Source organism: Nocardia sp. NPDC050175, assembly GCF_044459885.1.
Taxonomy (GTDB): domain Bacteria; phylum Actinomycetota; class Actinomycetes; order Mycobacteriales; family Mycobacteriaceae; genus Nocardia.
In genome coordinates, this window is the sequence record NZ_JBITJI010000006.1 from 292,306 (window position 1) to 316,615 (window position 24,310).

Annotated in this window: 23 protein-coding genes; 3 read left to right on the forward strand and 20 right to left on the reverse strand. The window is 66.8% G+C overall.

The features are described 5' to 3' along the window. Position 1 precedes the first annotated feature (1 nt). The 7 genes from ACIBK2_RS22270 to ACIBK2_RS22300 form a co-directional block, all read right to left on the reverse strand. Positions 2 to 1,024 (reverse strand): enediyne biosynthesis protein, encoded by a 1,023-nt coding sequence (locus ACIBK2_RS22270; RefSeq protein ID WP_396969457.1) that lies wholly within the window; start codon positions 1,022 to 1,024, stop codon positions 2 to 4. After that, complete coding sequence (locus ACIBK2_RS22275) at positions 1,021 to 2,985, reverse strand: CRTAC1 family protein (RefSeq protein WP_396969458.1); 1,965 nt, start codon at positions 2,983 to 2,985, stop codon at positions 1,021 to 1,023. The genes ACIBK2_RS22270 and ACIBK2_RS22275 overlap by 4 nt, the downstream gene beginning before the upstream one ends. After that, positions 2,982 to 3,998 carry a DUF1702 family protein gene (locus tag ACIBK2_RS22280; RefSeq protein WP_396969459.1) on the reverse strand — a complete coding sequence of 339 codons (1,017 nt, stop codon included), beginning with the start codon at positions 3,996 to 3,998 and terminating at the stop codon, positions 2,982 to 2,984. Before ACIBK2_RS22280 ends, ACIBK2_RS22275 begins: the two co-directional genes overlap by 4 nt. A gap of 76 nt (positions 3,999 to 4,074) precedes the next feature. After that, positions 4,075 to 5,592, reverse strand: a complete 1,518-nt coding sequence (locus ACIBK2_RS22285; RefSeq protein WP_396969460.1) for a hypothetical protein — start codon at positions 5,590 to 5,592, stop codon at positions 4,075 to 4,077. Further along, positions 5,589 to 6,527, reverse strand: coding sequence for a hypothetical protein (locus ACIBK2_RS22290; protein WP_396969461.1), 939 nt, complete (start codon positions 6,525 to 6,527; stop codon positions 5,589 to 5,591). Before ACIBK2_RS22290 ends, ACIBK2_RS22285 begins: the two co-directional genes overlap by 4 nt. 2 nt (positions 6,528 to 6,529) lie before the next feature. After that, on the reverse strand, positions 6,530 to 7,729 hold the full coding sequence (locus ACIBK2_RS22295) for a cytochrome P450 (RefSeq protein WP_396969462.1): 1,200 nt from the start codon (positions 7,727 to 7,729) through the stop codon (positions 6,530 to 6,532). A 14-nt stretch (positions 7,730 to 7,743) separates the two neighbouring features. Continuing rightward, the gene (locus tag ACIBK2_RS22300; RefSeq protein WP_396969463.1) at positions 7,744 to 8,775 is read right to left on the reverse strand and encodes a polyprenyl synthetase family protein; all 1,032 of its coding nucleotides are present in this window, start codon (positions 8,773 to 8,775) and stop codon (positions 7,744 to 7,746) included. A gap of 107 nt (positions 8,776 to 8,882) precedes the next feature. Between ACIBK2_RS22300 and ACIBK2_RS22305 the strand changes: the two genes are divergently transcribed. Then, on the forward strand, positions 8,883 to 10,211 hold the full coding sequence (locus ACIBK2_RS22305) for a cytochrome P450 (RefSeq protein WP_396969464.1): 1,329 nt from the start codon (positions 8,883 to 8,885) through the stop codon (positions 10,209 to 10,211). 4 nt (positions 10,212 to 10,215) lie between these two features. Here ACIBK2_RS22305 and ACIBK2_RS22310 read toward each other — a convergent pair whose 3' ends face one another. The 11 genes from ACIBK2_RS22310 to ACIBK2_RS22360 all read right to left on the reverse strand — a co-directional run bounded on the left by ACIBK2_RS22310 (position 10,216) and on the right by ACIBK2_RS22360 (position 20,027). Next, complete coding sequence (locus ACIBK2_RS22310; RefSeq protein WP_379281463.1) at positions 10,216 to 10,548, reverse strand: VOC family protein; 333 nt, start codon at positions 10,546 to 10,548, stop codon at positions 10,216 to 10,218. 35 nt (positions 10,549 to 10,583) lie between these two features. After that, a complete protein-coding gene (locus tag ACIBK2_RS22315) occupies positions 10,584 to 11,306 on the reverse strand; it encodes a PIG-L deacetylase family protein (RefSeq protein WP_396969465.1) in 723 nt (240 codons plus the stop codon). After that, the gene (locus ACIBK2_RS22320) at positions 11,303 to 12,754 is read right to left on the reverse strand and encodes an aminotransferase class I/II-fold pyridoxal phosphate-dependent enzyme (protein ID WP_396969466.1); all 1,452 of its coding nucleotides are present in this window, start codon (positions 12,752 to 12,754) and stop codon (positions 11,303 to 11,305) included. The genes ACIBK2_RS22315 and ACIBK2_RS22320 overlap by 4 nt, the downstream gene beginning before the upstream one ends. Beyond that, the gene (locus ACIBK2_RS22325; protein ID WP_396969467.1) at positions 12,754 to 13,506 is read right to left on the reverse strand and encodes a VOC family protein; all 753 of its coding nucleotides are present in this window, start codon (positions 13,504 to 13,506) and stop codon (positions 12,754 to 12,756) included. Before ACIBK2_RS22325 ends, ACIBK2_RS22320 begins: the two co-directional genes overlap by 1 nt. A gap of 16 nt (positions 13,507 to 13,522) precedes the next feature. Then, complete coding sequence (locus tag ACIBK2_RS22330; RefSeq protein WP_396969468.1) at positions 13,523 to 14,485, reverse strand: VOC family protein; 963 nt, start codon at positions 14,483 to 14,485, stop codon at positions 13,523 to 13,525. Positions 14,486 to 14,487: 2 nt separating this feature from the next. Next, positions 14,488 to 15,288, reverse strand: coding sequence for a VOC family protein (locus tag ACIBK2_RS22335; protein ID WP_396969469.1), 801 nt, complete (start codon positions 15,286 to 15,288; stop codon positions 14,488 to 14,490). A gap of 6 nt (positions 15,289 to 15,294) precedes the next feature. Continuing rightward, positions 15,295 to 16,377 carry an NAD(P)/FAD-dependent oxidoreductase gene (locus ACIBK2_RS22340; RefSeq protein ID WP_396969470.1) on the reverse strand — a complete coding sequence of 361 codons (1,083 nt, stop codon included), beginning with the start codon at positions 16,375 to 16,377 and terminating at the stop codon, positions 15,295 to 15,297. 13 nt (positions 16,378 to 16,390) lie between these two features. Beyond that, positions 16,391 to 17,350: a hypothetical protein gene (locus tag ACIBK2_RS22345; RefSeq protein ID WP_396969471.1), complete on the reverse strand. Its 960-nt coding sequence runs from the start codon at positions 17,348 to 17,350 to the stop codon at positions 16,391 to 16,393. A gap of 238 nt (positions 17,351 to 17,588) precedes the next feature. After that, the gene (locus ACIBK2_RS22350) at positions 17,589 to 18,353 is read right to left on the reverse strand and encodes an ABC transporter permease (RefSeq protein ID WP_396969472.1); all 765 of its coding nucleotides are present in this window, start codon (positions 18,351 to 18,353) and stop codon (positions 17,589 to 17,591) included. Then, complete coding sequence (locus ACIBK2_RS22355) at positions 18,343 to 19,332, reverse strand: ATP-binding cassette domain-containing protein (RefSeq protein ID WP_396969473.1); 990 nt, start codon at positions 19,330 to 19,332, stop codon at positions 18,343 to 18,345. The genes ACIBK2_RS22350 and ACIBK2_RS22355 overlap by 11 nt, the downstream gene beginning before the upstream one ends. Then, complete coding sequence (locus ACIBK2_RS22360; RefSeq protein WP_396969474.1) at positions 19,329 to 20,027, reverse strand: helix-turn-helix domain-containing protein; 699 nt, start codon at positions 20,025 to 20,027, stop codon at positions 19,329 to 19,331. Before ACIBK2_RS22360 ends, ACIBK2_RS22355 begins: the two co-directional genes overlap by 4 nt. Before the next feature lie 3 nt (positions 20,028 to 20,030). Here ACIBK2_RS22360 and ACIBK2_RS22365 point away from each other — a divergent pair, with 3 nt between their 5' ends. Together ACIBK2_RS22365 and ACIBK2_RS22370 are read left to right on the forward strand one after the other, a co-directional pair. Next, positions 20,031 to 20,297 carry a hypothetical protein gene (locus ACIBK2_RS22365; protein WP_396969475.1) on the forward strand — a complete coding sequence of 89 codons (267 nt, stop codon included), beginning with the start codon at positions 20,031 to 20,033 and terminating at the stop codon, positions 20,295 to 20,297. 185 nt (positions 20,298 to 20,482) lie between these two features. Then, positions 20,483 to 20,878 carry a VOC family protein gene (locus tag ACIBK2_RS22370; RefSeq protein ID WP_396969476.1) on the forward strand — a complete coding sequence of 132 codons (396 nt, stop codon included), beginning with the start codon at positions 20,483 to 20,485 and terminating at the stop codon, positions 20,876 to 20,878. A gap of 1 nt (position 20,879) precedes the next feature. Here the strand turns inward: ACIBK2_RS22370 and ACIBK2_RS22375 are convergent, their stop codons facing one another. Beyond that, entirely contained in the window at positions 20,880 to 22,103 is a 1,224-nt protein-coding gene (locus ACIBK2_RS22375; protein WP_396969477.1) for a cytochrome P450, read from the reverse strand. Between the two features lie 4 nt (positions 22,104 to 22,107). Then, positions 22,108 to 24,183, reverse strand: a complete 2,076-nt coding sequence (locus ACIBK2_RS22380; protein ID WP_396969478.1) for an FAD-dependent oxidoreductase — start codon at positions 24,181 to 24,183, stop codon at positions 22,108 to 22,110. Positions 24,184 to 24,310 lie beyond the last annotated feature (127 nt).

Here is a 24,310-nt window from a genome sequence, read left to right on the forward strand (position 1 = left end):
ATCAAACCCGCTGAGCACTCGGGACAGGCGAGCCGATCGGAACCGGCTCGGCCCCACGACGTCTCGCCGCGGCCACCCCCACCGCCACCCACGCGGCGATCCCGCGGATCGCGCAGACGATGGTGACAGCGAAGAACAACGTGTAGACCACCCCGAAAACCATCAGCACCCCGTACACGGCCGCGGCCGAACCGCCGAACATGAACTGCGCCTTCGCTCCGAACGGCGTCGTGCCCGGATCGGTGATCATGTAATTGGTGAACAGCAGGAACGCGGTACCGGTCATCGTGCCGATCGCCGCCACCAGCGCCACATCGAACAACGCGTGCCGCACGAGCGCCTGGATGACGAACCCGCCGAGCCAGCCGACGATCAGCGGTATCCGCCGCACGAGCGTGGCGTTCAACAGCGTGCCTGCGGTGAGCAGGACCAAGGGCACCGCGATCCGGAACATCGTGTTGATGTTCTCGCCGAACTCATACGGCGGCGCGACGCTGACCCACGCGCTGAAACACAAGAGCGCCACCGTGATTCCGAAATTCGACGGGTTCATGAAGTGCCGCATGCGCCCGCCGAACGGCGCCTGGAACACATACTTGCTCGCGATCGCCGCGACCACCCCGAACATGACCGGCCAGAACTGATTATTGGCGTAGAGCAGCATGTTCACCGCGAGGCCGGTGATGTGGGCGGGCAACAGGAATTCGTACACCCCGCGCATCCCCCGGCCGCCGTACCGTGGCGCGGTGCCGTGCGCCCACGCGCTGATCGTCTCCAGCAGCAGGTCGGTGGCGCAGGCGGTCAGCACCGCGAGGATGGGCCACAGCGGTGGCTGCTCGAAGCCGAGCAGGGTGTAACCGAAGATGTTCAACGCAGTGAGTGAAATGGCGAAGTTCCGCAGCGCGAGATAGCGCGTGTCCTTCACCGGTGCGGGTGTGGTGTCGGGCTTTCCGCCTGGACGCGCGCCGTTGGTAGTGGGCGGTGCGGCGGGCGTGGATCGGCGCTTCCGGATGAGCGTTGTCATGGGACCGTGATCTCCTTGCCGATCTGTGTTGCGGTGTCGGTCAACAGCAGTGCGTGCGTACCGGGTGCCAGTTGGAGGGTCTGGTGATGGGGAGTTCCGGTGTTGTCCAGCCAGTCGATGTCGGTGGTCACCGGACCGGTGGCGGTGCCGAGGCCGAAGTGCACGTCGAAGGCGCGTTTGCCGCCGTGACCGCTGCCGCCGTCGAGTTGGCTGCGCATGGTCCGCCCGTCCGCGGTGTGGATCGTTACGGTCGCGTTGTACGCGGGCGCGCCGAGGGCGGATGCGCCGGTGGCCGGCCGGTACAGCTGCAGTTCGAGGGGCTGGCCGAGTTCCGGCGAGTGGTTGGCGTAGAAGGCCGGGGGTCCCCACTGCCTGGCGACCGCGAAATCGAGCGTGCCGGTGCCGGTCGTGTCGGCGACCGCGATGCCGCGCGTCGGGATCGCCGCGTTGGTACCGACCTGATCGGTGATGTCGACGTACTTCCCGTCGCTGCCCTTGGCGAAGAGCGCCATGGTGTGATCCCCGGCGATGTCGTCGCCGGGCGTCACCCGCGGCCACGCCGCCGGATCATGCAGCAGCACATCGTTACTGGTGGCCAGCTCCTGCAGCCAGGGCCACCGATTGCCGCCATTACCCTGCACGAACCCGGTTGTCTGCAGCACGTCGACGGTGCCGGAGTTGCGCAGGTCGGCGGCCTTCACGTCCCAGCACCAGCCAGTCCAGGCCAGGCCGAGATCCTGGGCGTGCTGGGAGAACGGCGCGTGCCCGGCCTCGAGCTGGGCGCGCATGTCGGCGGGCGTCGCGGCGTCGTTGCGCCACACGAAGTTGCTCTCCTGCAGGCCCCACTTGGTGGTGATATTGCTGACGACCAGATCGAACTTGCCACGGTCGTACATGTCGACGAAATCGACACCCATGCCCTTGAACGAATCATTGCCCAGCACAAAGGATTTCGGCGTCGTCCAGTCGCGCTGCCCCGTCGCGGAGGCGAACCGGATCCGGCCCGGCGTCGACAGGTTGGCCAGCAGATGGTCGTGCCCGAAATCGTTGGCGATGTACAGCTCCGGCAGCAGATCGCCGGTCAGGTCCCCGGCGCCGAGCGCGAGCGTCCAGCCGGTGGCGACGTCGAACGGGATCGCGTCCTTCTGTTCCACATAGGTCGGGCGCCCGGACGGATCGTTGCCATTCCAGCGGAAGACCCGCTCACCGGCGGCGTTCTTCGCGTTCGACATCGAATCGTTCATCACGACATCGGGATGACCGTTCGGGTCGAGCACGCCGGAGTCGGGGAAGTAGTTGCCGAAGACGAGGTCTGGATGGCCGTCACCGTCGAAGTCGGCGATCGTGACGGCGTTCGTGTTCCACTGCCTGCCGTTGTAGTGACCTGGCGTGCTACCCGAGGGCACGACCTCGACCGGCTCGTATCCCGACGGCGTCAGCTCTGTGGCGGCGTTGCGCAGGAACAAGATCGGCGTACGCCCCCAGTAGTAGACGAGCAGATCCATCCGCCCGTCGCCGTTGAAATCGCCAGGGGCACACCCCATCGGGGCCATGGTGGAATCGAGTACCAGTGGATCGGGTCGCAGCACGAACGGCGTGAACCGGTCGTTCTGCGCCGCCGTCGGCGTGTAGGTCACCACCACCGCGTCGGTGCGGGTGTCGACGAGGCACATGCCGTCGGATCGGCCGTGCCCGACCAGGTCGTTGATCGCGATCGAGGCGCCGACCGAGGAGATCCACGAGCGAAGGTTCTGATAGCCCGGATTCACCTGGCGGACGGTGTTTTTCGGCAGTCCGTCGTAATCCGGCGGCATCGCGATGTCCATCGACTGGAGCTGGTAGCCCGCCGCCGCCGTGGTGGGTGATTCGGTGGTGACCTGTGCCCGGGCGATCAGAAAGACCGAAACCAGCAACGCCACCGCGCACAGCGCCGGCGCCAGCAACCTGATGCGAGTCTTCATTCGTGGACCTGCGCCTTCGTCGTGGGGTCAAGGGTCGAACTCGACTCGGACGGCAGGCACCGCTGCCGAATACGTTCCCGCCACACCTCGTAGGCGACATGACCATCGATGGTCGGCTCGGTGGGGCGGGTATCGCGGGCGATCACGGCGGCCTCGTCGGCGTCGTGGCCGGTGAGGAGCCGGGCCGCGAATTCGGTGTGTGGCTGCGGGATTCGGGCACGGGCCCTGGCCTCGGCGGCGAAAGCCACGCCCTGCCCGAGGCATCGGCGATCCGCGACCGACCGGCGCTCGAACACGCCGAGGTCGGCCGGTACGGCACCACCGGCATAGCCGATCGCCAGGCCCAGCCCGGCCAACAGGTCGCCCCTTCGGTGCGAAGGGAACTCATCGATCATCGCGCTCGCCACGCCGGGATCGGCGCCCGCGACGAACCACATCGCCCGGCCGATCCCCTGGTCGATCGCATGCTGGGCGTAGTCCGCGTGCCTGGGCAACGGCACCGGCGGCTCCGGATCGACGTACCGCCGCCGCACATAGCGATCGGTGTGGAAGTACGCCTGGTGAAATCCGTACCCGTCCAACGCGAGCCAGCTCAGCACCGGATCGGTCAACCCGGTCAGCGCCGCCCGGCGCAGCGGGCGCGGCAGCCTGGCCAACGCCCAGCCCGCGCCGACGTAGATCATGTACACGTGCTCGTCGGCGACCGCGAGGAAATCCGCGACATGATGAGAGTGACCCAGCGGCAACGCGTCTCGGATGGCCAGGGCCATCGCCGCACCCTCGAAGGTGAATCCCCGGCGTGACTCGCCGATCTCGCGCAGCACCGCGGCGGCCTCCCCCGCGGTGTCCCGCTCGGCGGCGACGGCGAATCCCTCGACGAAGGCGGTACCCGCAGCCTCCAGATGGGCCTTCGCCCTGGGATCGCGCGTCGGAAAACCACGCACCTCCAGCGACACCTGTCGCACGTCCGGAGTAAGAATTCTGCGGCGAATCCGACCTGACCACACAGACATCCGAGCGCCTCCTTCAGGGAGATGGCTCAAGATTGACACTGTTAGGCCACCCGAAGTTCTCCGGCGTTGCCATTCGCTATCCGGCGGCACCCTCGGCCGGTTCGGTCGCCGGGAGAACCCGAGCGGCGGCCGCGCTGATCATCGCGACGAACTCGTCCACGATCCGGGTCGGCTCGTAGAGTTCCTTCCCGTGCCACAGCGGTGTTTCGATAGATGGCGCATGCCGAAGGAAATCTGCTCCGGCGCGCACGGCGGCCAATCGATCGGTGTCCACGAGAATGCTTACGGCGTGGGCGGTTTCCTCACGGGTTCCTGACCAGCGGCCCCACGAGCCGTCCTCGCGCTGCTGCGCACAGGTCCACGAGATCGCCCGCTCCACCGCACGTGCGGCGGCCGGATCGCTGACGGTACGCAGGGCGAAAACCGCTGCCGCGGTGGCATAGAACGGCGAGGCGTGCCATTTGTCGAGCCAAAACCCGTCGACGGACTGGGTTTCGAGTAGATAGCCGGTTGCCGTCGCGAGGCCGCGCTGGATGTGCGCCTCGCGAGAGCCCCGGCGCCAGCGCACGGCCAGCACCTCGAGCACGTGCGCGTTGGCCGAACAGGACGCGGTCCGCTCGCCGACGAAAGTACAGAAGCGATCCGCCTGCTTGTACTGCCGTAGTTCGGCGGGGTCGCGATGGACGCCGAGGGCGGCCAGGGCGAACAGCACGATCGCGGTGTCGTCGCTGTCCGCCGCGAGGGCCGGGCCTGCGCCGCAGCCGGTCTCGCCGAGTTGCGCGGCGAGCCAGCGCGCCAACGGCCGGGCGGTCGACGGCCGGACCGAGACGCCCGCGTGCGCGGCGGCACCGATCAGCCAGGACAGTTCGAAGATCCGCACCGGTGCCACAGTCGGCCACGCGCCGTTCAGCCGATTCCCCTCCAGCCGTAGGTAATCGAGCGCTGCGGGCGCGGGTCGATCGCTCCATGCGAGTGCGGCCGCCGTCGCCGCCGGAGAACAGGCCAGTGAACCGTCGGCAGCAAGGTAGTCAGCGTGGCGGTAGTTCGCCGGAAGCTCCGCCAAGACCTCGAGGGAGTGATGCGCCGAGGGCGGCAGAGCGCCGTGGGCGGCGGCGTACCGCAGGCGGTGCAAGCCGGTGAGCTCAGCGCGATGATGATGCAGGGCTACGCGAATAGCGGGGTGCGCCAGGCGATCTGCCATCGCCTCCAGCAGGGCGGGCACGATGAATTCCACGGCGATCGTGTCCGGCAACGATCGCGGGGCAATGCGAACCGAGCCGAGGAAGTCCAGCGCGTGCGCCGCCGCGGGCCCGGCCCTCACCTCGCCGACTTCGGCAAGAGCCAACAGGGCCTCGGCGGCCGACAAGGTCGGCACCACGCGATACTCGCGCGGCGCGTACCGGTATCCCCAACTGCCGTCCGGCAACTGAGCCCGCAGCAGCCGATCGATCGCGGGCGTCACCATCGCCGCGGGCAGCGCGTCCGGTCGGCGCAACCGACTCCGGACCACCCGGGCGGTGTCGTACCAGGACGGGCCGAGCACACTGGTCGGACCCGACACGATGTCCGACAGTGCTTTCTCGAAGTGGCTCATACTCTTTGGTCCGGACGGTATTTCGCGGTGGTGGACATCCAGCGTGCGCTGGCGACGAACCAGCCTTCGTAATGGTCGAGATAGCGCTCCAGCGAATACACCGCCGGATCCGTGCGGGCCAGACCGGGAAACACCAAGCCGGGCAGTGCCTCCCGCAGTTCCACGAAGGTCCGCACTTCCTCGTTCGCCAGCTGGATCGCCCAGTCGATGGATTTCCGCCGCTCCCAGCCGAATTCGTGTTCGGCGACGACCACCAGGTTCGTACTCAACATGCCCTCGGTCTTCAGCGAGTACACGTCGTTCACCCAGCACGAATAGTTGCCGACTGCGGCATCGACCAGCTCGATGATCGGATGCGACTTCACCCACGGCGCCAGCTCCAGCTCACAGAGCAGGAAGTTCAGCTCCCTGGATGCGGGCACCGCGCCGATGTGCGGGCGCATCCGCAGATACTCCGACAGCGAGGGCACGCCGCCGGTCTTGCGCAGCCGGATCTCCCAGAGCGTGGCCCGCACGTACCTGAGCAGCTCGTGCCGGAACGGGCCGATGTCCCACCCGGGTTCGATCGCACGGATCTCGTCGAGCAGCACGGAAAGCAGCCGCAATGCGGCGTCATCGTCGCGTTGGTTCGCACCGCCCGCCGCGAGCTCGGCGACCCGGCGATGAACGGGCTCGACCGCGTCGATCCGGTCCAGCGGCAGCCGATCCGCCCACGCGTCATCGAACAACCAGAAGAAGGCGAACCACAGCGCCGCCACCCGCAGCCGGGCCAGCGAGACGAACGGGTAGGCGAGACCGGTGAGCCTGCCGAGGTCGAACCCGCGCAGCGCGGCATCGGCACCGACGGAGGCCAGCGCGTCGCGGAGGTAGCCCTCGACCTCGCCCGCGCGGTGATTCTCGCGAACGGTGAACGGGCAGTCGAGCGAAACCGTCATCGCTACCACCGGATCGGCAATCGCAACACGTCAGGCGCGATTACACCGCGCCGGAATTCGAGGGCGGATTCGGGGACGGCCAGCTCGATTCCGGGCAGGCCCCTGGCGATTTCGGTCAGCGCCACCTGGAGTTCCATCCGCGCCAGCGCCGCACCGAAGCAGTAGTTCGTGCCACGGCCGAAGGTGGTGTGATCGGGTGCGCCGCGGCCGGGATCGATCAGCTCGGGATTCGGATACCGTGCCTCGTCGTGGTTCGCCGACTCGAGACCGGCGACCACGACGCTGCCCGCCGGGATGTTTCGCCCCGCCAGCTCGACGTCCTCGAGGGTGAGGCGCGGCAGCGAGGTCGCGGCGGGCGTGGTGAGCCGCAGCAGCTCCTCCACCACCGCCGGGATCGAATCCTCGTGCTCGCGAATCAGTTCGAGTATTTCGCGCTGTCGGCACAGAATCGGCAGGCCGCGGCTCAGGGTCACCGAGACGGAGTGGAATCCGGGTAGGCAGGTCCGCATGGCCAACTGGGGAAGCCGGTCCGCGGCTATCGTCGGGGCGCTGTTCTGGTACGCCGTGACCAGGTGGCCGAGCAGATCGTCGGCAGGCTCGGCGTATCGCTTGTCGACCTGGGCACGGAAGTACTCGAACAACTCCTTCGACGCCCGAACCGATCGCTCGTCCTCGGATTCGACAACCACCAGCGGTGCGCGTTCGGCTATCCAGGACCGATCATCGACCGGAATGCCCGCCAATTCGCCCATCACCGTCATCGGCAGCGCCGTCGTCAGGGCGGCGACCGCGTCGACCGGCGGCCGCTGTGCGCGAATGGCGTCGACCAGTGCCGCGGCCACCTGCCCGGCCCGCTCCCGGAATCGTTCGACCGCGCGCGGCGTGAACCAGCGGTTGAGCAGTTCGTACGGCATCGAATGGTCGGCGGATCCGGTGTTCTCGGCGCGTTCGGGCGGCAGATAGGCGACCAGCCGGGTCGGATCGGTCTTCGACAGCGCGGCCCGGCTGAATCTCGAATCCTCCAGCACCGCACGCACATCGGCGTACCGGGTGACCAGGTAGGCCGGCACGCCGTTGGGCAGCGTCACCGCGGCCACCGGAAGCTCGCGTCGCAGCAGCGCGTACAGCGGATGTGGCCGCAACGAGGTGCCGCGGTCGAACGGGTAGTCGACCGGTTCCGGCGGCACTGTGTCGCTGCTCAATTGGGGATCCATGGCTACCGATCTCGATAGACGATCAACTCGGCGAGCGCGGAAAGACGCGCCGCGGCAACGGGTTCCGGGTCGATGCTGTGCAGGGCGGCGAGCGCCTTCTGCAGATGTTCGGCGGCCATCTCCTCGGCTAGCCTGCGGCCGCCCGCCTCCTCGACGAGCTCCCCCATCTCAACCAGCCGGTCGTCGGGAGGCGTCTGCTGTTCGGCGTAGATTCGCGCGAGCCGGTCACCCGCCGGGGTGCCCGACGCCAATGCCGCGATCAACGGCAGGCTTTTACCTGTCCGCAGATCCGCGCCCGTCGGTTTACCGGTGGCCCGCGAATCTCCCCAAATGCCGAGCACATCGTCGCGCATCTGAAACGACAGGCCTAGATGACGACCGAATTCCTCGATGGCCTGAATCTGCGAGGCCGAACCACCGCCCGCAGCGGCGCCGAGCGCGCACGCACACGCCAGCAGAGCGCCCGTCTTCTTCGCCGCGAGCTCGAGATAGTCCTCGGACGTACCGCGGCCCGCGACGACCGCCGAGTCCAGCGCCTGCCCGTTCGCCAGATCCACCATGGCCCGCGCCAGCCTGCCGACCGGATCTCCCTGTCCCCCTGCGGAATTGGCCAGCACAGTGACGGCGAGCGAGAACAGCGCATCACCGGCAAGTAGCGCGATGGGTACCCCGAAGATCGACCACACCGTCGGCCGGTGCCGCCGCGTGCGGTCACCATCGATGATGTCATCATGAATCAGCGTGAAATTGTGCATCAATTCCACCGCGACCGCCGAATCGACCGCCCGCGCGCGATCCCCGGCGACGGCCTCGGCACACAGCAGCGTCAGCGCAGGCCGAACGTATTTTCCGGAAGCGCCGACGGCGGGCCGACCTCGTTCGTCGAGCCAGCCGAAGTGGTAACCGACTACGCCACACAATGGTTCGTCGAGCCGCTGCACCTGGGCTCGTAACTGTTCGTCGACGAGGGTGTGCACGGTGCTCAAGAAGCCCCACGCACTGGACCTCGCGGAAACTTCCGTGCCATCCTTCATTTCACGATTGTGCTGGCACATGGAAGTCGGACTCTTCTTCATTGTTGCTGAACGACAACGCAATCGACGAGAAATGGCAGACCGCTCACGGCGGTAATGTCGCGAATATGCTGGACGGCCGCACGATTCCCACCGCGCCTGGTGCGCTTCCGCTGGTCGGTCATGCGATTCCCCTGTTACGGAATCCGTTGGCGTTTCTGGCCACCCTGCCCCGATACGGGAATCTCGTGCGGATCGGCGTCGGGCCGTATCGCATGCTTGTGCTCTGCGACGCCGACCTCGCCAGGGAGGTGCTCGTCGACGACCGGACCTTCGACAAGGGCGGCCTGCTCGTCGAGCGTGGCCGCGAGGTGGTCGGCGACGGTGTCGGCACCTGCCCGCACGGCGAGCATCGATCACAGCGTCGACTGACCCAGCCCGCCTTCGGGCGCGGCCGATTTCCGGGCTACGCGGCGGTGATGGCGGCGAAGGCCGAGACGATGGCAGACCGGTGGACCGATGGCGCGGTCATCGACGTGCTGGCCGAGATGCTCCGAATGACCTGCGCGACAGTGGCGCACACCATGGTGTCCGGCAACGCGCTGGACGAGCAGACCCGAGGACAGATCATCGATGACCTGGCGGTGGTGCTGCAGAACATCTATCGCAGAATGTTCATCCCGCCGCCGCTGGACCGCGTGCCGACCCGCGGCAAGCTCCGCTACGACCGGGCGCGCACGCGCCTGCGCGGCACGCTGGCCGAGCTCATCGCCGACTACCGGAACGACGGCGTCGACCACGGCGACATGCTGTCCATGCTGATCCGATCGAGCGACGAGGACCGCACGCTCACCGACGACCAGGTGCACGACCAGATCGTCACCCTCTTCCTGGCCGGAACCGAGAGCACCGCAGCGGTTCTCGCCTGGTGCTGGCATACGCTCGGACAGCGGCCGGATCTGGAAAAGCGGCTGTGGGACGAGGTGGACGCGATCCCGGCGAACCGGCTGCCGGTGTGGGAGGACATGCCGAACTTGGTATTCGCCAACGATCTGGCGACCGAGTCATTGCGGATGTATCCGCCCGGCTGGTTGTTCACCAGGGTGACCACCGAGCGCACCATGCTTGCGGGATACGCGATTCCGAAGGGCGCGACCGTCGCCTACAGTCCGCATCTCATGCAGAATTCGGAATTGTATGCCGAGCCCGCACAATTCGATCCGGATCGATGGTCTCCCGAGCGCGCGAGCGAGCTACCGCGAAATGGGTTTCTCGCCTTCGGTGGCGGCGCGCGGAAATGCCTCGGCGATGTTTTCGCACTGACCGAGGCGACCTTGACGCTGACCGTCATCGCCCGACGGTGGCAATTGCGCCCGATCACCGATCGCCCGGTCCGCACGATCGTGGACACCACTCTCCGCCCGCGTGGACTCGAAATGCGGGTCGAGGCGCGGTGACCGGTCAGTGCCGCGGTTCGTAAAGCCCGATTTCGCCGCCGCCGGGCAACCGGATGGCCGTGCTGGTGCCCCAACTCTGCGTGGTGGTCGGCTGGGTGAACTCGACGCCGTCCTTCTCCAGCTGCGCCATCGTCGCTTCGATGTCGTCGCACATCAGATGCAATTCGTGCGGGCTGCCGTCGTCGATCGGGTGCACGGCGAGCTCGGCGGGCGGCATCTCGAACATCAACCAGCCGCCGCCCGCGTCGGTGGCGGGAAATCCGAGGACATCGCGCAGGAACTCACGATCCTTGTCGGCGTCGGTGCTGTAGATGATGGCGTGCAAACCGTTGATCATGCCCGAATCCTTCCTTTTCGCAAGATAATTCGTGGTCACAACATAATTCGCGTGAAACTCTCCCCGTACTCGAAGCCATGTTCTACTCCGATGCCGCGCATCCAGTCAAGCAGCCAGGGTGGCGTCTCCTCCGGCGTGTCGCCGAGTTGACTGGTGTGACAGAGAATCGCCGCGACCTTGCTCGAAAGGTGCCGAACCGCGTCTATACAGTACTCGTCCTTGTCGCCGTAGCCGGTGAGCCAGATTTCCTCCGGCCGCCAGGCCGCGAGCGTCCTGCCCTCGAATTCGAGCCGCTCCATGGCGGATCCGGCAGTCGGATAGATCGCGGCCAGGGTGGCCTCGCCGACCGCGAGGTGGTCGGGATGGGAGGCCTCGACCGGCGCCGCGAGCACCCGGTGCGGATAGTGCGTCAGCACCACGGTCGGGCGGCGCAACCGCACCTGGGCAGCGATCGTGGTGCGTAGCTCGAGGGTCGGGACCACCTTGCCGTCAGGGAGCCCGAGGAACGTGACGTCACGAACGCCGAGCATCCGCGCCGCGGCGACCTGCTCGGCGCACCGGATCCGCGCGACCGAGTCCCGCTCGGCGGCCGGGTCCGCGCCACCGAGCGCGCCGTCGCTGCACACCAGATAGAACACCGCGACGTCGTGCTCGATCAGCCAGGCGATGGTGGCACCGAACAGGAACTCGGCGTCGTCGGGATGGGCCGTGACGACCAGGGCCACGGTATGGCGGGACGGATCGATCGCGGCGGTCACCGCGCGATCAGCTCTCGAAATAGCCGCGCCCGCTCGTCCGACAGCGGCACCGTCAGATGCAGCAGCTCGATCTTGGGTGCCGGAACCACCGGCGGGGCAACAGGTTCCAGGCCTGCGATGCCATGATCGAGCAGCACCCGCGCGGCCTTGCCCGCCACGTCGGCGACCGTCACCCACGGCACGTCCGGATGTCCGGTGATCACCTGGAATCCGGCGTCGGTGAGGGTCTCGGCGAACTCGGGCTTGCGCTGTCGAATACGTTGGCGCAGCTTGCCGAAGATGTCTCCGGCACTCAGCAGTCGAAGCGCCGCACTGAACCCCGGCTCACCAACCTGCATGGGCGCCACCGTCTCCCGCACGCGATGGGCGACGGCGGAGGAAGCGACGGCATAGGCGCACCGAATCCCGCCCCACGAGTAAGCCTTCGTAAAGCCACGCAGCACAACAATATTGGGGACGTCAGGGACGAGCTGGATAGCACTATCCGCCGCACCGAGATACGGCGCCGCCGCCTCGTCGACGACCACGATTCCGCCGTTCGAGCTCGTCGTCATGGCCAGCGTCGCCAGCTCGGACAACCCGAGCACACCGGCGGTGAAATCAGGCCGATCGAGGTGCAGGACCGCTGGTTGCCGGGTGTGGATGGCGGTTTGCAGCTGCTGCGGGGTCGCCGGATGGTCGACCAGGTGGACCTCGCCGCCGCGGCTCAGCGCCCAGGCTTCGAGGTCGGGGTGCACAATCGCGGGCGCCACGATCGGCCCGCGATCGGCCAGCCGCGAAAGTCCGTGCAGCAGTGCGGTAACACCCGCACCGAAGGTGACCTGTTCGGGAGCGAGGGCGACGCCGTAAAAGCGTCCGACCACGCCAGCGCCGCGCTGCCCGCCGAACAGGTCGTCCACCGGATAGCCACCGGCCAGGTCGGCCCCGAATCCCGGTAGCCCGGCAATGAATTCGGCCCAGATCGTGCTCGGCCGCGGGTCGAGCAACGGTTCCTCGTCCGAGGCGTAACGCAGGTCAAGCTCGACATCGGCTGGCGTCGCCCAGGTCGACACCGCCAGCGACCGCGGCGGCACCGGTTTGAGCTGAGCGAGCAGCCGCACGCCGACCGCCTCGGTGCGCAGGACATCGAACCCCGCGCGCCGCAGCGACGAAATCATCTCCGGCGCAGCATGATCGAGCAAGAGCAGGCCGGAATCGAAGAGGTGGCCGCGAATATTGCTGAGCAACCGCAATCGCTGCGCCCAGCTCAGCTCCGACCAGCCGAGACAGATCAGGGCGTCGACCGGCACCGGGGCACCGGGGTCGTCTACCGATACGGATATCACCTGATAACCGGGCAATCGCCCGATCCGGCCGCCGACCTCACCCACCCGTCGGCCGGTGCAGTACACGTCCAGCAGCCGGAGAATCTCGTCGGTGCCGCTCTCCCCCGGATCCAAGGCCGACATCAGGGAAATCCCATCGGTAGCATGCCCTCGCAGCCCGCAGAGATCTGCATGAGCTTGCGCCCGGGCGCGGTGGTCAGGAAGCTGGCCGACGGCTCGTACAGACAGAACCGATGGCCGGTCGGGTCATCGAAATGCACGGTGCGACCGAACTCCTGACTGATGATATGGCGGCTCTTGAAGGCGACACCTTGCGCCGCGAGCCGCGCGTAACAGTCCTTGATGTCGGTTGTGTGAAACACCAGCAGATACGTGCCGCGCCGGGAATCGGCACTCGCGTCCCGCCGATGCTGCAGCACGAGCGTGATCGCCCCGGCATCGAATCGCGCCTGGTGACCGTTGCGCGACAGCAGCGTCAGCCCGAGCGCGTCCCGATAGAACGCCGACGAAGTCCGCAGATCCGCTGTCGCCAAACGCAATTCGGTGACGGCGGGCCGCCGCCCGGCCGATCCCTTGACGAGCAGATAGCGGTGCCCGTCGGTATCGCAGGCGGGCAGGGAGCGCTGGACGGCCGAACTGAACGTGATCACCAATTTGTCCAGTACCGCCGGGAGCTCCTCCTGCCGCCGCGACATCAGGTTGTAGGAGATGATCAAGGTGCCCGCGTCATAGCTGACGACGCCGTGCCTGGCCTTGGGATCGGCCTCGGTGGCCAGCAGGCGAAGTCCCAATTGCCCCTCGACGATTCCCCGTTGCGCGGCCAGGTCCGCGGTATCCAGGAACACGTGCGACAGCGGGCTGAATTGCAGAGTCATCGGGCACCTCGATGCTCTACGCGGGTTCGTAGGTCGTGGCAAGCAGTTCCTTCATTCTCTCTCCGCTAGGGCTCTGCAGTGCCTCTTCTGAGGGCTCCCACAGATAGAAGACGTGTCCCGAACTGTCGGCCGACTCCGCGATCGCGCCGATGGACGAGCGATTGATCCGATCGAAACGCATGCCCTTCGCGGACAGTTCGGTGACCGTCGCGTCGAGATCGGGGGTGTGGAAGACGATCGCCTTGCCGTGCATCTGGCGCGGATTGACCGTGCGAGGCGGGCACGGATGGTCGACGATCTGTTCTTCGGGGCGGATGGTCTCCAGATGGTGCGTCGACAGGATCATGCCGCCGGTGTCGTACTTGATCACCCCGTCCTCGTCCGCCGTCGACGCGCGACTGCACGGCCCGCCCTCGATATCGCGGATACCGAGCCGGTCCGCATAGGTCAGGAAGGCATCCGCGGCATCCCGGACGAACAGGAACAGGTAGATCAGCGGCTTGTCGGCCAGGGTGAACGCGGCCAGATCGGCGGATGCGCTGTGCCCGTTGGTCTTACCGTTCAGCTTGGCCCGCACGGCCTGGATGCGATCGCCGCTGGGCCAGGTGAGCGACTCGTCGGAGGTCTCGTAGAGAGTGAACCAATGGTTGTCCGGATCGTAGAAGTCGGTGATCGCGCCGATCTCGTACCGATGCGTCTCGGTGAACTCGATCCCGCGCGCCTCGAGCGCGGCCCGCGCATGGTCGAGATTGTCGACCAGGAAGACGATGTCGGTGGAGTGATCGCGTTCGGTCGCCAGTTCGATGCCGTAGTCGTCGGCCTTGTTGAGCGCGAGAATCGCTGTCCCGCAATCATATTTGACCGAGTCGGCGTCCTCCTCCAGCACGCGCAGCCCGAGCTTGTGCTCGAACCATTCGCGCGAGACCGCCAGATCCTTGACGTAGAGGAACAAATAGACGATTCGTGAATCGGGCAGCATGGCTAGTGTCCTTTCGCTGGAGCGTGCTGACGGGGGCGCGGTGTCGAGAGCTGCACGACCTTGGGCCCGCTGCCCCAGGCGAGGCTTTCGGCTGACGGTTGGTACAGGCAGAAGGTGTTGCCGCCGGGATCCCGGAAGCGGGCCGTCGCGCCGATATCGCTGAAACCGACGTCCTGGCTGAAGGTCACGCCGCGGCCGCGCATGGCCTGATAGGCCGCGTGGATGTCCGGTGCGTGGAAGACGACGAGGTAGGACTTGCGCCGGACGAGCTGCCCGTCCGGCGCGGTGGCCGACTCGTCGAGCACCAGATCCGTTGTCCCGGTGGCCAACCGGGCGGATCGCTCGGTGCGGTCGAGCAGCTCGAAGCCGAACGCGTCGAGGTAGTAGCCGAGGCATTCGTCCAGATCCGGGACTACCAGCCGTACTTCGAGCAGATCAGTCCGTAGCCCCTCCGGCGTGCCGGGCACGAACTGGAAGTGATGGCCGTCGTGGTCGGTGAATCGCTCGTTGTCCCACTGCCCGAAGGCGTCGAGCTCGGTGCGCAGCAGCGCGGGATCAGCGGTGCGGTACACCATGGTGAGGCCGTCGGAATAGCCTGGCGCGAAACGTCTTTCCGCGAACAGGTTGAGCGACACGATGGTGCCGCCCACGTCATATTTGACGAGTCCGTGATGTTCGTGCGGCGGATGGAATTGGTTTTCGATCAGGCGCAGACCTAGGTAGTTCTCCAGTAGATCCCGACCTGCATCGACGTCGGAAACGTCGGAAAACACGAACATGAGCGGAGATTCGGCCAGCCTCATCGTTTGTCACCTCGAGAGAAAGCGATCGGGACGGAATGCACGCAGCGCCGCCGGCATGGTCCCGGTGGCGAGGTAGTCGGAGAGCGCTCGGCCTGCCCCGACCGCGCCCGGGATGCCGTGCCCGCAGAAGCCCGCGATGATCCACTGATCAGGCCGCGTCAGCCGACCGATGACGGGCTGATCGTCGGGCGTGCAGTCCATGACGCCGACCCATCTGCGGGCCAACGCGAGTGGCGGCAGGTCCGGCAGCGCCCTGCCGAGGAACTCGACGGGCGCCCCACCGAGCACCACCGTTCCGTCGGCGCACTGCCGCCAATACGCCGTGCCCCAGTCCACCGCCATGCCCGGCCCGAGCGACCGGGCGACCGGGGTGGTCGCCACCATTTCGCGCGGCTGGGGCTGCAGGAAAGGCGCGACGGAATCGAGCAGCCGAGCCGTGCCCGCCCCCGCCGCGAAAACGACGTGGTCGGCCACGACGGTGCCGCGCGAGGTCCGCACCTGCTGCCCGTCGACGTCGAATACCGCACAGCCGGAACAGATCCGGACACCCGCCTCCTGCGCCGCACGCGCCAAGCCGTGCACCAGCTTGACCGGGTGCAGGGTCCGTCCACTCGGCAACCAGCGCCCGCCGTGATAGCGCCGGCTGATCCGCATCCCGATCACCTCCTCGCATTCCTTACGCGTCAACGCGTGCAGGGCGGGCGCGCTGGACGGGCGATCGGTCACCTCGGCGCGGATGCGCTCCCACATCTGCGGCGAACTCGCCAGCGCCAGATGGCCGGTGGTCCGGCAGTCCGCGTCGATCTTCTCGTCGTGCAACACGTCGTCGACCAGGTCGGGGTTTTCGATCGGGCGCGAATTGTGCAGCGCGAGACCGGCATTACGGCCGCTGGCCGCCGCACCGAGATTGTCCCGCTCGAGCAGGACGGTGTCGATGCCCGAGCGGGACAGCCAGTAGGCGGTGGCGACGCCCATCAGCCCGCCGCCGATCACCGCGACCGTGGCCGCGGCCGGCGGTTCCGCCGGCCGCAACCAGGTCGGCTCCGGCACGTCGGCCCATACGGGCCGATCGGTGACTTGCTGACCCACGATCATCTCGTTGTCATACGGTGACGACAGGCTTCTGCGCTTGACCGTTCGTCCGCTGCAGCTGCTCGTTGAAGATCTCGAACAGGTCTGCGGGCGGGGTGTTGAGCACATCGGCGAAGATCTCGTCGTCCTTGGTGACCACGATGTCGAACGCGGTGAGCTCGCCGGGTGTGAGCGTGCCGACCCGCTCGCCGCTCTCCTCGTGGATCAGCGCGACCGGACCCGTCGGCGAGTGGAAGTGGGTGCCGACCGGCGGATAGTGGTTCACCTTCGCCGGTCCGAAGATCAGCGGCTGATCCGGATCGGTGAGCACCGCACCCAACGGGGTGTGGATGCGCCAGGAGACCCGCCAGATCGCGGTGCCCGGGAAATCGCTGCCGTCTGGGCTGTCCGACTTGACGATGCCGTCATTGGGACGCGAGAAATTCTGCTCGATCCGAATGGGTCCGAGCTGGGCCTGAATGAGCTCGCCGCCGTGCATCAGAATCTTCAGATACATTTCGTTGCGGCCGTCACCGTCGAGATCCATCCGCGGACTGCGGTGCATGAGCACGATGCCGTTCTTGACGCTCATCGGGTAATTCTCGACCACCCCGTCGACGGTCAGCAGGCACGAGCACACGCCCTTGAGCAGCTCGACGCCGCCGACGCCGGGGAAGTTCTTGTTGAATCCCCGGATCGCCTGGGTGAACGTCTCCTGCGCGGGCGGGTTCGCGGTCAGCGCGCTGATCTCGGCGCTCAGCTGCTTGTAGGTCTCGTTGTTCTGTGCGTTGACGCGGTCCTGAATGGACTTCCAGCGGAAGAGTTCGACCACCTTCACCGAATCGCCGTTGCTGCCCGGCGCGCTGCGCACCAGATCGATCGGGTAATCACCGGCGAACCCGAGTTCGCGCAGCGTCGCCCACTTCGTGCGGACCTTATCGATGAGTTCATCGGCTTTCAGTGCCGGTACTTCGTGGGTCTCCATCTGCATGAGAGACTCGTTGCGATAAATATTGACGGACATATTGCTCCCCAATGCTTGCTGGGCCTTCCCGAGAAAAGTGTCGCAGTCGGGGGCCGGGGGGCGTTCTCGCGTTTTGCCCACTCGCCGAACGGGATTCACGCCCCGGGGCGCTCGACCGGAATCACGGCGGCATCAGCACGTGGAACAGCGCCGACGGTGGCTCGGAACACGAACCACCATCGGCGCAGGCGCCGTCGGATATCGCTCAGCTGCTCTCGCGCTGGAACATCCGGATGCCCCACCACACGGTCGAGCAGCCCACCGCGAGCAGCACCAGAATCCCGACCAGCAGCGACCGCGAACCGTAGTCCCCGAGGAAGGCCGCGCGCTCGGCCTCGACGACATAGCTCAACGGATTGACCCGGGAGATCGCGTAAAGCCACTGCGGCGCAAGGACCGTCGTGACCGGAATCAGGATGCCGGACAGCAGCATGATCGGCAGCACGAGGGTGTTCATCAGTGGGCCGAACGCCTCCTCCACCTTGATCAGCAGAGCGAGCGCGTACGAGAACGACGCCATCGTGACACCGAGCAGACCCACGATGAGCAAGCTCAGCAGCACACCGCCGATCGGCGCGCGCAGGCCGAACACCAGCACCGCCACCAACACCAGCAACGCACCCTGCACCATCATCTGGACCGCGGCGACCAGCGCCCGGCCGAGCAGCAATGCGGCGCGGCTGGCCGGAGTGACCCGCATCCGGTCCAGCACCCCGCCCCGCCACTCACTGATCAGACCGAAACCGACGAAGGCGCTGCCGAACAGACCGAGCAGCACCAGCATTGCCGGGGTGAGGATCTGCCACGAGGTGCCCTCGGGGAAGCCGGGTGCCTTGGTCACGCCGTGCAGCAGCGGCCCGAACAGGAACAGATACAGCAGCGGCTGCATGAGCCCGACCAACACCCAGACCGGAGTCCGCAGCGAAAGCTGAAAACCGCGCTTGAACACCAGCCACGTATCAAGCAACATCGCTCTTCTCCTCCTCCACGATCTCCCCGATCTCGGCGTCGCGCAGCGTCCGACCGGTCAGGGTCAGGAAGACATCGTCGAGCGTGGGCTTGCGCACCTCGATATTCCGGATCGCGATGCCCGCGCTGTCGAACTTGCGCACCAGATCCGGAATCGCGGTGTCGCCGTGCGGCAATCGCGCCCGCACGGCCCGCTCGTCGAGGGTCAGCTCGATGGGCCCGGCGATATCGATGATCAGCTCGCGCGCCCGATCCCGTGCGGTGGGGTCGACCCCGATGGTCACCTCGTCGCCGGCGATGCTCGCCTTGAGCGCGTCCGGGCTGCCCTCGGCGATGAGTTTGCCGTGGTCGATCACGAGCACCTTGTCGCAGAGTGCGTCCGCCTCTTCCAGGTAGTGCGTGGTCAGGAAGGTGGTGACGCCGTCCCGGTCGCGCAGGGCCCGGATGTGGTCCCACAGGTTCGCGCGGCTCTGCGGGTCCAGGCCCGCACTCGGCTCGTCGAGGAACAGCACGGGCGGCTGGTGGATGAGGCCGAGCGCGATCTGCAATCGCCGCCGCTGACCGCCGGAAAGCGTTTTCACGTAACGGTTTTCCAGTCCCGCCAGATCCAGGCCGACCAACAGCTCGTCGATGCGCTGCCGCACCTCGTCGACGGTGAGCCGATAGAACCGGCCCTGAATCTCCAACTCCTCGTGGACTTTGCATTCGGGCGTGGTGCCACCCTCCTGTGCCACATAGCCGATTCGGCGACGCACGCCGATCGGATCCGAAAGCAGATCGCACCCGGCCACTTTCGCGCTGCCCGCGGTGGGTCGTAGCAGGGTGGTCAGCATGCGTAGCGTCGTCGTCTTGCCTGCGCCGTTGGGGCCGAGGAAGCCGACCGACTCGCCGGCCTCGACGGCGAAGTCGACCCCGCGCACCGCGTTGATCTCCTTGCCCCGCGTCTTGAAGGTCTTCGCGAGGCCGCTCGCCTCAATCATGACCACTGCCACTCCTTCGTATAGTTGGCGAATTCGGAACTGGGCGAACAGGATCGCTCCAACTCGCTCTCCATGACCAGTGGCAGCGCGAGCACCAGGGGCGGATCGATGTATCGGCGCGAGCGCAGATACATCCGCGCCGGGGAGCCGGCGACGGCCACCCCGCCGACGATCTTCACCGGGGTGCGGCTGGCCCCGACGTAGCAGAAGTCCATCGTTTCCTTGCTCAGGCTGCCCGCGACGGTGACCGACGGATCGAAGCTGATCGCCCGCAGGTGGTACTCCCCGTCCGGCAGGTCGCCGAGCGAGGCGATGCCGGGCACGCCGACCACGCCGCAGGAGTAGATCGGCCCCTGCGGAATCCCGGAGGAGAACAGGCCCACGGCAGCCACGGTGTCGCGCAGTTCGCCGTCGATCCGGCACACCACCTGCCTGCGGGCCGGTGCTGGCAGCACATCGCGCAAGCTGACCAGCGCGCGCTCGCACGAATGCTCGGAATACAACCGCGACGCGCGCCGGAACTGCCCGGGCGGCACCCCGACCAGGTAGGTGAACCGGGAGGTGAAGGTGCCGATGCTGGAGTAACCCACGTCCATGCAGATGTCACGGACGCTGGCGGAGGTGTACATCAGCCGCCGCTGCGCCTCCACCATTCGCAGCGCGGCCAGGAATTGCGCGGGGGCCGCTCCGGTCAATGCGTGAAAGACCCGATGAAAATGAAATTGACTCAATGGTGTTGCGGCCGCCAGGTCGCACAGTCGATGATTGGCGCCGACGTCGGCCTGCATAAGTCGGACTACGCTGGAAATCGCCGCAATTCGATCGCGCGCGGCCCGTTCCGCGCTGCTTTCGCGTACCGTTCGATCTACCTTCAGAGGCTCCATGACATACACAGCTCTATCAGGCGCTTCGCGGCGGGCGCGGAGCGACGAATCGGCAAATTTCATTTGGAAGCGATAGATTGATTCTAACGCACCCAGGTGATCAAACCAACGATTCGACGGCCCTCCTCTCGCCCGAGATAGCCTCGAAGAATTTGACGCGTCAGGCTTTTACATTGCGCCCGATATGTACCTTTTGTCCGACTCGTTGACATTTCCCTCTACCGATTCGACCGCGCCCTGTGGGCGGCCGTAGTACCATTCGCGCCATGCCAACCCCCTGGATCTTCCGGATCGTCATCCCGGTCGACGATATCGAGGCGGCGACCAAGTTCTACTCGGCCATTCTGAAAACTCCCGGCGAGCGCGTGTGGGTCAACCGGCATTACTTCCGGTGCGGCGAGGTGATACTCGCCTGCGTCGAGCCCGGCCCGGACTCCGGCGATTTTCACATCGACGGGGACCCGCGCATCATCTATCTCGGCGTGGACGACATCGAAGAGACGATGGAACTGGTACGTCGCGCCGAACCCGCCCGCCTCGACGCGTCCATCGAGGCGCAGGCGTGGGGCGAGCGTTCGTTCTACGCCGAAGACCCGTTCGGCACCCGGCTCTGCTTCGTCCATGGCTCCACCATCTACGAGGGCGGGGAATTCGAGGAGTAGCTCAGTACCGCAGCGGCAACTCGCGCAGTCCACGCAGATGCAGGCCGCTCGGTCGCCAGCGCAGCTCCGCGCGCGGCACGGCCACCCGCAATTCCGGCAGTCGGCGCACCAGCGCAGGCACGGCGATGCGGGCTTCCAGCCGGGCCAACGCGGCACCGAGACACGTGTGGATGCCGCGCGCGAACGCGAGGTGCGGATTGTCTCGGCGACCGATATCGAGACGTTCGGGATCGGCGAAGACCTCGGGGTCCCGGTTGGCCGCGGCGAGTGAGACGAGCACCAGATCGCCGCGGGCCAACTGCTCGCCGCGCACTGTCACATCCTCGGTGACCAAGCGGCGCCGCAGCACGACCGGACCCTCGTAGCGCAGCAATTCCTCGACGGCCCAATCGATCAGGCTCGGTTTCGCGCGCAGGCGCTCCAGTTCGTCGGGGTGTTCCAACAGACTGAGCATGCCGTTGCCGAGCAGATGCGTGGTGGTCTCGTGCCCGGCGAAGATCAGGCCGAAGGTCATCGACACCAACTCGATCTCGCTGAGCCGGCCGACATCGCTCTGCCGCACCACCTTTCCCAGCAGGTCGTCGGTCTCGGTGCGGCGCTTGCGGTCGAGCAGTGCGCGAACGTAGGTGATGAACTCCGCGACGTCGGGCGCGAGTTCCTCGGCGCTGCGTGCGCTGCGATCGAACCGCACCAGCACATCGGACCAGTGCCGCAGGCGGTCTCGGTCCTCGGGCGGGATGCCGAGCAGGCGCATGATCACCGCGATCGGCAGCGGGAACGCGAAATCGGAGATCAGATCGAAGGTGGGATCTCCTGGCCTGCGCACGATGTCGTCGATGAGTTGGTCGGTCACCTCGGTGATGAATTCCCGCAGGCCGCCGACCATCTGCGGCGTGAAGACCCGGCTGACCAGGCCGCGCAGCCGTTCGTGTTCGGGTGGATCGTTGCTCGACATGAACTGGTCGAACAGCGACATCACGTCCCGCGCGGCGGGCGACACCCCGGGTATGTCGCCGGACTGGGACAGCATCGCGCGGCTGGAGAAGCGCGCCTGGTCCTTGAGAATGACCAGTACCTCCTGGTACGGCGTCACCAGCCAGACCTCACGCCGGTCCGGCAGCGCGATCTTGCACACCGGCGACTCGGCGCGCAGGCGGCGATACAGTTCGTGCGGATCGGCGTCCAAGGCCGGATCGAACAGGTTGACGTCCACTTTCGTCACCACGGGGTCACCTCGATGCGTCGGCGGCGCGCGGAAACGCCACGGGGGGAATCGGATTGAGCAACGACTCGAAAGTCGAACGGGGCGCGTCCGGCTCGCCGAGCAGCCGGGCGAATCGCTGCCCCTCGTAGGTGGCCTCGGCCAGCCCGCGGGGTGCCAGCGCGTCACCGATGACGAATACCCGGCCGACCGTGCCGCCGAGTTTCGCCGACAGGTCGTCGGATGGTGTTCGCATCGTGGCCAATACGACGAAGTCGACGCCGGCGGCGAGGCGCTCCATGCCGGTGCGCACGTCGTACAGCGTGACCGTGTGGTCGCCGATTCGGCGCAGATAACTGTGTGGGCTCACCCGAACTCCGTACCGGCGCAGGGTGCGCGTGATGATCGGCGCGTGTCCGTCGAAGGTGAGGTTGTGCACGAGGTCGGGATGGCGGGTGACCAGGTGGACGCGCATGCCCGCTCGGGCAAGCAGTTCCGCGATGCCTGCCGCGGTATTGATGCCCTCCTCGTCGAGGATCAGCACCGATCCCGGCCGGGGTTCCCAGGCTGGGTCGAGCACTTGCTCGGGGCGCAGCACGAAGTCTCGGTCCCATCCCGGGATCGGTGATGGCGCGAAGGCGCTCTGTCCGTCGGAGACGTAGCGCGAACCGGTCGCGACGATTACGGCGTCGGATGCGAGGGCGGCGATGGCGTCCAGGGACGCCGCGGTGTCAGTGCGCACCGTTACGTTCAGCGAATCCAGTTCTCGCAGATACCAATCGACGACGCCGCCGTAGTTGTGCCGACCGGGCAGCCGGGCCCACCGCGCCAGCTGGCCACCCAGTTCCGGCTCCCGTTCCAGGAGCGTGACCTGGTGTCCGCGCAGTGCTGCCACCCGCGCCGCCTCGAGACCCGCCGGACCACCGCCGACTACCACGACCGTGCCCGGTATCGGCGCGGGGACGAATGTCCTTGTTCCCCAGCGTCTTTCCCGACCGGTGGCCGGGTTCAGCGCGCAGCCGTATCCCCCGCCCGGTCGCTGCACCGTGGCGATGCAGTGATTGCACGCGATGCAGGCCCGGCTCCGCTGCTCGCGCCCTTCCTTGGCGTTGCGCACCAACTCCGGCTCGGCGATCAGCCCGCGGCCGATGCCGACCAGATCGACCGCGCCGGCGGCGAGCACCTTTTCCGCCTCGGCCACCGAGGTGACCCGGCCGACCGAACTCAGCATCGGGACGTGCGCGGGCACCGTCTTGCGCAGGGCGGCAACGGCATTCACCATATGCAGCGGCGCGACCAGGGAGGGTGTCGTCATCAGCTCCGGCTGCTGCGGTTCCACCGCGATGTCCAGGTCGATGAAGTCGACCAGCGCCCGATCGACCAGGTCCAGCGCGATCTCCTCGACGTCCGCGGCGGTCAGACCGCCGGTCAACCGTTCGTCACAGATCAACCGGACACCCGTGGCCAGTCCGTCACCGCATTCGTCCCGGATCGCGGTCAGTGCCTCGACGAGCAGGCGCATCCGGCCCTTCGCATCACCGCCGTATTCGTCGTCGCGGTGATTGAAATACGGGGAAAGGAACTGTTCCATCAGCACGCCGTGGCTGGCGTGGATCTGCACGCCGTCGTAGCCGGCCCGCAACAGATTTCGGCTGCACCGCCGGTACAGACCGACGAGCAGTTCGATCTCGTCCCTGGTCAGCGCGTGGCAGGTGTCGTAGCGCTCGAAGCGCTGAGTTGCGACCACGCCGAACACCGGCGCGCGCGGACTTAGCGGTTCCCAGGGGCCCGCGGTGAGCGACGAGTAGTGCAACTGGCCGAAGATCCGTGCGCCGTGCTCATGCACCGCGTCGGCTACCGCGGCGAACGCGCCGACCGACTCCTCGAGTGCCGGACAGGCCAGTCCGCCGAGCAGCGGTGCCATCGCCAGGCTGTGGCCGAACAGCCCGACGCCCGCGCGTGCGCGTTCGGCGTAGTAGGCGGCGAAATCGTCGGAGGGAACGGAGAGCCCGGCGAATCCGGGAACCGTCAGCGGTATACCGTGCGGCGGCATGTAGATACGGTTCGCCACCGTCATCGGCCCGATATCAATGGGCTGGAACACGTGTGGATAATCCATTTCCATCGGCCGACCTCACGAACACTCGACGGTAGGATCGAATCGTAGCGCCGATTTCTTTCATATGATGCGGGCGCCGCTCGGACGGCAACATGCGAGAAGTCCGGCTATC

Bases quoted from the DNA above. Each gene is read 5' to 3' on its own strand.
- ACIBK2_RS22335 (WP_396969469.1), bottom strand. From the start codon at position 15,288: ATGAGGCTGGCCGAATCTCCGCTCATGTTCGTGTTTTCCGACGTTTCC.
- ACIBK2_RS22325 (WP_396969467.1), bottom strand. From the start codon at position 13,506: ATGACTCTGCAATTCAGCCCGCTGTCGCACGTGTTCCTGGATACCGCG.
- ACIBK2_RS22280 (WP_396969459.1), bottom strand. From the start codon at position 3,998: ATGTCTGTGTGGTCAGGTCGGATTCGCCGCAGAATTCTTACTCCGGAC.
- ACIBK2_RS22350 (WP_396969472.1), bottom strand. From the start codon at position 18,353: ATGTTGCTTGATACGTGGCTGGTGTTCAAGCGCGGTTTTCAGCTTTCG.
- ACIBK2_RS22285 (WP_396969460.1), bottom strand. From the start codon at position 5,592: ATGAGCCACTTCGAGAAAGCACTGTCGGACATCGTGTCGGGTCCGACC.
- ACIBK2_RS22275 (WP_396969458.1), bottom strand. From the start codon at position 2,985: ATGAAGACTCGCATCAGGTTGCTGGCGCCGGCGCTGTGCGCGGTGGCG.
- ACIBK2_RS22345 (WP_396969471.1), bottom strand. From the start codon at position 17,350: ATGCAGATGGAGACCCACGAAGTACCGGCACTGAAAGCCGATGAACTC.
- ACIBK2_RS22355 (WP_396969473.1), bottom strand. From the start codon at position 19,332: ATGATTGAGGCGAGCGGCCTCGCGAAGACCTTCAAGACGCGGGGCAAG.
- ACIBK2_RS22305 (WP_396969464.1), top strand. From the start codon at position 8,883: ATGCTGGACGGCCGCACGATTCCCACCGCGCCTGGTGCGCTTCCGCTG.
- ACIBK2_RS22310 (WP_379281463.1), bottom strand. From the start codon at position 10,548: ATGATCAACGGTTTGCACGCCATCATCTACAGCACCGACGCCGACAAG.
- ACIBK2_RS22320 (WP_396969466.1), bottom strand. From the start codon at position 12,754: ATGTCGGCCTTGGATCCGGGGGAGAGCGGCACCGACGAGATTCTCCGG.
- ACIBK2_RS22300 (WP_396969463.1), bottom strand. From the start codon at position 8,775: ATGAAGGATGGCACGGAAGTTTCCGCGAGGTCCAGTGCGTGGGGCTTC.
- ACIBK2_RS22290 (WP_396969461.1), bottom strand. From the start codon at position 6,527: ATGACGGTTTCGCTCGACTGCCCGTTCACCGTTCGCGAGAATCACCGC.
- ACIBK2_RS22330 (WP_396969468.1), bottom strand. From the start codon at position 14,485: ATGCTGCCCGATTCACGAATCGTCTATTTGTTCCTCTACGTCAAGGAT.
- ACIBK2_RS22270 (WP_396969457.1), bottom strand. From the start codon at position 1,024: ATGACAACGCTCATCCGGAAGCGCCGATCCACGCCCGCCGCACCGCCC.
- ACIBK2_RS22370 (WP_396969476.1), top strand. From the start codon at position 20,483: ATGCCAACCCCCTGGATCTTCCGGATCGTCATCCCGGTCGACGATATC.